General features: G+C 66.9%; 5 protein-coding genes and 1 riboswitch. Of the genes, 4 read left to right on the forward strand and 1 reads right to left on the reverse strand.

Going from position 1 to position 6,245, the window contains the following annotated elements; all coding sequences use genetic code 11:
• Positions 1-2,140 (reverse strand): TonB-dependent receptor (locus sphsw_RS17800; RefSeq protein ID WP_031441790.1); only part of this gene is annotated, 2,140 nt, incomplete at its 3' end.
• Positions 2,141-2,210: 70 nt separating this feature from the next.
• Positions 2,211-2,299: riboswitch (TPP riboswitch) on the reverse strand.
• Positions 2,300-2,463: 164 nt separating this feature from the next.
• Here sphsw_RS17800 and sphsw_RS17805 point away from each other — a divergent pair.
• The 4 genes from sphsw_RS17805 to sphsw_RS20700 form a co-directional block, all read left to right on the forward strand.
• Positions 2,464-3,186, forward strand: a complete 723-nt coding sequence (locus sphsw_RS17805) for a FadR/GntR family transcriptional regulator (RefSeq protein ID WP_042467771.1) — start codon at positions 2,464-2,466, stop codon at positions 3,184-3,186.
• Positions 3,187-3,453: 267 nt separating this feature from the next.
• On the forward strand, positions 3,454-4,638 hold the full coding sequence (locus tag sphsw_RS17815) for an outer membrane beta-barrel protein (RefSeq protein WP_031441792.1): 1,185 nt from the start codon (positions 3,454-3,456) through the stop codon (positions 4,636-4,638).
• Between the two features lie 10 nt (positions 4,639-4,648).
• A complete protein-coding gene (locus sphsw_RS17820) occupies positions 4,649-5,467 on the forward strand; it encodes an SLBB domain-containing protein (protein WP_160172665.1) in 819 nt (272 codons plus the stop codon).
• A gap of 268 nt (positions 5,468-5,735) precedes the next feature.
• A partial coding sequence (locus tag sphsw_RS20700) for a cellulase family glycosylhydrolase (protein WP_042467775.1) occupies positions 5,736-6,245 on the forward strand: 510 nt, incomplete at its 3' end.

Raw genomic sequence — 6,245 nt, forward strand, 5'->3', positions numbered from 1 at the left:
GCAGGTCGGTCCGCTTGCCGTCGAGCATCGACGCCAGATGCACGCCGACCGACAGGTCGAGCGTCGCATAGCCCTTAATGCTCTCGTCGTTGACGAACGTCGCATATTGCCGGCCGACATATTTGACCGCGACACTGCCGAACAACCGTCCGTCGTCATAGGTCCCGCCGCCACCGACCTGGACGGTCGGGCTCGAGACCGCATGCCGGCCGCGGGTCGGCAGATAGTCGTCGCCGACCGGCAAGTCGTCGCTGATCCGCGCGCGCAGATATTCGCCCGAGACATAGACGCTGACGCCGCGCGCCGGGCGGTAATCGATCTCGGCATCGATCCCGTAGGAGCTCTGCCCCCCGGCATTCAGCGTCGAATTGACCAGCGCGCCGCCGCTATTGATGACCGTCGCCAGCTGGCGGTTTCGGAAATCATAATGGAACCCCGTCACCGATGCGGACAGCGCTGTACCGATATAGCGATAGCCCAGCTCCTGCGAGACCGCATATTCGTTCTTCAGCGCGGTCGTCCCCGCGCTGACCAGCGCACCGCCCGCATAGCTGTCGTAGAGCGTGAACTCGTTCGGCGTGCGGAAGTTCGTCGTGATGTTGGCGAACAGCTGCTGCCGGTCGTCGATCTCGTAATGCACCGCCGCCCGCGGCAGCGCGGCGAAGCTGTCGAGGCGGACGCGGTCCTGCGGCCCGGGCAGGTAGTTGCGCCCGCTGCGCAGCACGTTGACGCCCTTGAACCCGATATCGACCGCAAGACGCGGGGTCAGCGTGACATGGTCGGCCAGGAACGCCGCCTTGGTCACCGTCACGGTCCGCTGGTTCTCATAGGCGAGCAACCGGCCGTCCGCGGTCCGGATCGCCTTTGCGCGATACCCCCAGCGATCGGCCGGTGCGCCGTCGGCGCCGACCGCGGTGTAGGACTGGACGACGCGGTCGGTGCCGTGATCGAACCACAGCCCCGCGGTCAGCCGGTGGATGCCGCGCTCGATTGTCAGCGTGTTGACCGTGCCCACGCGGCGCTGGTCGCCGGTATAATTGCCCAGCACCGTCGCGACCCCGTCGACCGCACCCGGCAGCGCGATCGGATCGGCGAGCGGCTCGATGCCGAGGAAATTGCCGGTCGTGCCGAGCTGCGTCCCATAGGGCGAATTGCCGTAGCCGAACTGCAGATAGCTGGTGCTGTCGAGCGTTACCCCTGCGCCCAGCGCCAGATGCACCGGCGCCGACGCATAGAGGTTGCGGAACGGCGCGCGGTACAGCCGCCAGTAATTGGTGTTGCCCGCGCTGTACCGCGCATCGAAGTTGAAATCGCGTCCCTGCGCGCGCCATTCGGCGAGCGTCGGGCTGCGATAGGTCGACGAGTTCGCGTCGTTGAACGACAGCGCCAGGCTCGCGCGGTTGCCGTTGCCCCATTCGCCGAGCAGCTTGGCATCGACATGCTGGCGCGTGTCATGGCCGGCACCGCGCCAGTTGTTCGCGCGCGTGTTCGAATAAGAGACGAAGGCCCGCAGCCCCGTCTGGCCGATCCGTCCGCTATCGAGCCGGACGAAGCCGCGCCGCGCCGCATAGGATCCGATCGACAGGTCAACGAGCCCGCGCGGCGCCGCACTCGGATCGTCGAGCCAGAGCGACAGCGACCCGCCCGCACCGCCCAGCGTCGGCGACGCGATATCGACCGCGCCCTGCGCCAGCGCGATGCGCTGCAGATTCTCGGTATCAGCGAACTGCGAGGGATAGGCGTAATAATAGCCAATGTCGTTCTGCGGCGCGCCCTCCATCGTCACGCCGATCTCGTCCTGCCCCAGCCCGCGCAACGTCAGGCTCGAACTGGTCGACAGACCGTAAGGATCACTCGACGCGACGGTCGCGCCGGGCAGGAGATTGACCAGCTGGAACGCGTTGAGCGTCGGCGCCTGCTTGGTGATGAACGCCGCGGCGATCGCGCTCTCGGACTTGGGCACCGTCTGGTCGGGGAGCAGCCCCTCGGGATCGAGAAGACCGACGACGCGGATATCGACCGGGTCGGCGCCGTCCCGCGCATCCGCCCGCGTCTGCGCGCCGGCGGGGGCGAAGGCCACCACAGCAGCAAGTGCCGCTGCCAGCGCGCTGCATGCAACACGGGGCGGCCGGCCCGTCATCAGGTCAAATCGAAGGATCATCACGGTCTTGCGTCCACTCCACACGGAGGGACGACGGACGCGCCGCCAGCCCTCCCTACGCCGGTATCAACCGGATCAGGTTCAGCGGGTCATGGGCTGCAGCCCACCTCTCAGCCGCGCGTCAGCGGCCCCCCGGGGAGCGCGCCGTCTAGGCGGTTCGGTCCGCCGGCGATAGCGTTATTGCCCGTTCGCCCTTCCGCAGCGCCTTCCCGGCACACGCGCGACAGAATTATATGACAATCCACCCCGCCCAGTTGCTTGCAGTGGGTGACAGCCGGACCGGTTTGCGCCACACAGGCTTTATGGAGCGTGTGCTGACCGACGTCGTTGCCCTGGAGAATCGGGATCTGGGACGGAACCTTACGCATGGCATGCTCGACCTGCTCGGCAAGGCCATCGTGACCGGCCAATATACGGATCGGCCCTTCCCCACCGAGGCGGAGATCGCGGTGGCGCATGGCGTCAGCCGATCGGTGACCCGTGAGGCGGTCAAGATGCTGACCGCCAAGGGACTGGTCAGCGCGCGGCCGCGACAGGGCACGATCGTCCAGCCATCGAGCAGCTGGAACCTGTTCGACACCGATGTGCTGCGCTGGCTGCTCGACCGCAAATTTTCGGTCGAGCTGCTGCAGCAGTTCAACCAGTTGCGGATCGGGATCGAGCCTGAAGCGGCGGCGCTCGCGGCGCTGTATCACACCGAACAGGACATCGTCGCGATCGAGGCGGGGCTGGCGCGGATGGCCGCTGCGGAGCGCAGCTATGACGATCCGCTCGACGCGGACATCGCGTTCCACGTCGCCGTCCTGCGCGCGTCGCGCAACCCCTTCTACGCACAGTTCCAGTCGGTGGTCGAAACCGCGCTTCGCACCTCGATCCGCTTCACCAACCGGATCAAGGGGCGCAGCGCGAACATCGCCGACCATGCCGCGGTCGCCGTCGCGATCGCCGCGCGCGATGCCGATGGTGCGCGCGACGCGATGCGACGCCTGATCGGCGACGTTCTCAGCCTGATCGCCGAGGCCTGACACCCGAATCGTCGCGACCCGGTGTACGATCAAGGGACAGCACCGTGCGACGCCGTCACTCGACCTGATCGCGCTTTTCACTTATCGAGACGCGGTGCCCTTGGGCCCGGTGCCGCGAGTCGAGATTTGACAAGCGCCGGAATAGCTCGAAGGACGAAATGCGACCGCGCATCATGCGGGTAGCAATTGAAAACATGACGGGAAACAATGCGAAGGGCTCGAGACGAGCGAACTGCACGGATCGGCAAGGTCGCGCTCGCGGCGGCCATGACTGGCGGTTTGGTGAGCGGTGCGCAGGCACAGACGGTCAACGTCAACACACCCGTCAGCGTGCCCGTTGCGGGCAATGTCGACCGGTTTCGTGTCGTGCCGGTGATCACCAGTGTCTATGACAGCAACGTGCTGCGTCTCAACGACGCGCGCGGGAGCGGGCCGCGCGACAATATCCGCGTTTCGCCGGCGCTGGCCGTCGACCTGAATCGCATCTTCGGACGCACCCGCGTCACCGCCGGCGGCACGGTCGGCTATGATTTCAACACCCGGTTCAGCGGCCTCGATCGCGAGCGGATCAACCTGACTTCGAGCGTGACGACCCCGGTCGGCGCGCCCTGCAGCGTGACCGGCAGCGCGGCGCTCGAACGCGCGCAGTTCGATCTCGGCGACACCAACACCGTGGTGACCGAGAGCTTCTTGCGCCAGGTCTATGACGTCGGCGCGAGCTGCCGCGCCGCGGCGGGCTTCTTTCCCGCGGTGGGGGTCAACCGCGTGTCGCTCACCAACAGCAGCCGCAAGGTTCTGGACACGAACCAGTCGGCGCTGCGCGCGGGGATCGGCTATGGGCGGCCCAGCCTCGGTACGCTGCAGCTCATTGGCTCGGTTGCGAAGATCGCGCGCCCGGGTATCGAGGATCTGACCGGGATCGACGATTCGACGATGATCACCGACGTCCAGCTGGTCTTCGAACGTTCGGTCGCGCCGCGCGTCAGCTTCCGGCTTGGCGGCGGCATCACGCATGCCGACCCCAAGCGCGCGGCCGTGCCGTCCTTCAGCGGCCCGTCGTTCGACGCGCAGGTGACGATACGCCCGGTGCCCCGGTTCACGATCGTCGGCTCCGGCCGCCGTGCGGTGCAGAATCAGAGCTCGTTTGGCGCGACCTATATCATCGCCGACAGCTACAACCTCAACGTGTCCTATCTGCTCTCGGCGCGTAGCACCGCCACGCTGTTCGCCCAGCGCGCGCGACGCGATCCGCGCGGCGAGGATCTGGCGCTCACGCTTCAGCCACCACGCGGCAAGGACAGGCTGAACGTCGTCGGCGGAAGCTATGCATTCGATTTTCACCGGTCGCTACGGCTCAGCCTGAACGTCGCTCACCAGCGCCGCACGGCTGACAATGCGATTTACGACTATACGGCCACATCCGCATCGGCGGGTGTCACGGCCCGTTTCTAAGGGGATGATGATGAAGATCCGCATGGCGCATTCGCTTGTTCTGCCGTTGCTCATGGCCGCTGCGGCCGCCGGGGCGCAGGTACCAACCGCGCGCCCGACACCCGCGCCGGCGGGTGCCGTACCCAACGACGGCTATCGCCTGGCCCCCGATGACGAGGTCGAGGTGACGATTTTCGGCCAGGGCCCGGGCCAGGTGGTCAAGACGCGCGTCAAGAGCGACGGCACGATCACCCTGCCGTTCCTCGGCGCGGTCCAGGTGCGCAACCAGACCGCGCGTGAACTGGCCGCGGATATCGCCGCCCGGCTGCGGAGCGGCGGCTATTTCGTCAAGCCCGTCGTCAATGTTGAGGTCACGCAGTTCGTCAGCAGTTCGGTGACCGTGTTCGGCGAGGTCGGAACCCCCGGCATCTATCCGCTCGATCTGCAGCTGACCGTCGGCATGACGCTCGCCCGCGCGGGCGGCACGCGTGGGACCAGCGCGGACTTTGCGATCCTGAAGCGCGTCGGCGATCCGGTCGAACACCGTATCCTCCTGTCGGACCTCAGCGGCGAATGGAGCGCGGCGACGCTGCTCGAGGCGAAGGACACGCTCTTCGTTCCGGTCGCGCCCGTCATCTATGTCTATGGCCAGGTGAATTCGCCCGGATCCTTCCCGTTGAAGACCGGGATGACGGTTCGCCAGGCGCTGGCCCGCGCCGGTGGTCCGACGCTCGCCGGATCGACGCGGAACGTCACGATCTTCCGCGACGGCGAGAAGCTGAAGAAGGTCGATCTCGACGGCGAACTCAAGGCCGAGGACTCGGTCTTCATCAACGAAAAATGGCTCTGAATCAGTGATCGGATTCCGGTGGCCGGGATGTCTCGTTTCATGCGATGCCCTGCGCATTCGTCGTCGCCAGGTCTGTTTCGCAACAGCCTGACGTCTGCGGCCACGGCCTGAGAAGAGGGCGCTCCGGCAACGGGGCGCCCTTTTTCATACCCTAGTGCCCCGCCATGTCCCGTGCCGCCAGCGCCGGCGCACCCCGCTACCCGGGCCAGCCGTCGCGATTCCCCCGGCGTTGGTCGTGTGATGCTTGCACGGGTCACCGGCTTGGGTGATGGGCGTGCCGATGCGACATAACGGCCTGTTCATCGCGCTGGGAGGCGCTGCGCTGGTCGCGACGGCCGGCGTTGCGGTCATGATTGCGCCCGCGCGAACCGGTCTACCGATCACGCTCGATCCCGCCGCCGATGCCCCCTCCGCGACTGGGCCGCGCAAGCCTGCGCATCCGCGCTATACCGGCGTCAACATCGCGACCGGCGGCTTTGCCTCGAAGCGCATTCCCGGGCGCTACGGCTTCGACTATTTCTACCCCAAGCCCCAGGAGACCGCGCCCTTCGTCGCCGCGGGCATGAACGCGATCCGCGTGCCCGTTCTCTGGGAACGGCTGCAACCGCGGCCCAATGCCCCGATCGACGCCGCGGAACTCGCACGGCTCGACGAATCGATCGCGGGGCTCGGCGGGTTCGGCCTGATCATCCTCGACGTGCACAATTACGCCAAATACCGGGGCCAACGGCTCGACCAGATCGACCAGCGCGGCGCGATGCTCGCCGACCTCTGGACC

Origin of the sequence: Sphingomonas sp. FUKUSWIS1 (assembly GCF_000733135.1) — a bacterium.
Taxonomy (GTDB): Bacteria; Pseudomonadota; Alphaproteobacteria; order Sphingomonadales; family Sphingomonadaceae; genus Sphingomonas; species Sphingomonas aerolata.

Bases quoted from the DNA above. Each gene is read 5' to 3' on its own strand.
- sphsw_RS17805 (WP_042467771.1), top strand. From the start codon at position 2,464: ATGGAGCGTGTGCTGACCGACGTCGTTGCCCTGGAGAATCGGGATCTG.
- sphsw_RS17815 (WP_031441792.1), top strand. From the start codon at position 3,454: ATGACTGGCGGTTTGGTGAGCGGTGCGCAGGCACAGACGGTCAACGTC.
- sphsw_RS17820 (WP_160172665.1), top strand. From the start codon at position 4,649: ATGAAGATCCGCATGGCGCATTCGCTTGTTCTGCCGTTGCTCATGGCC.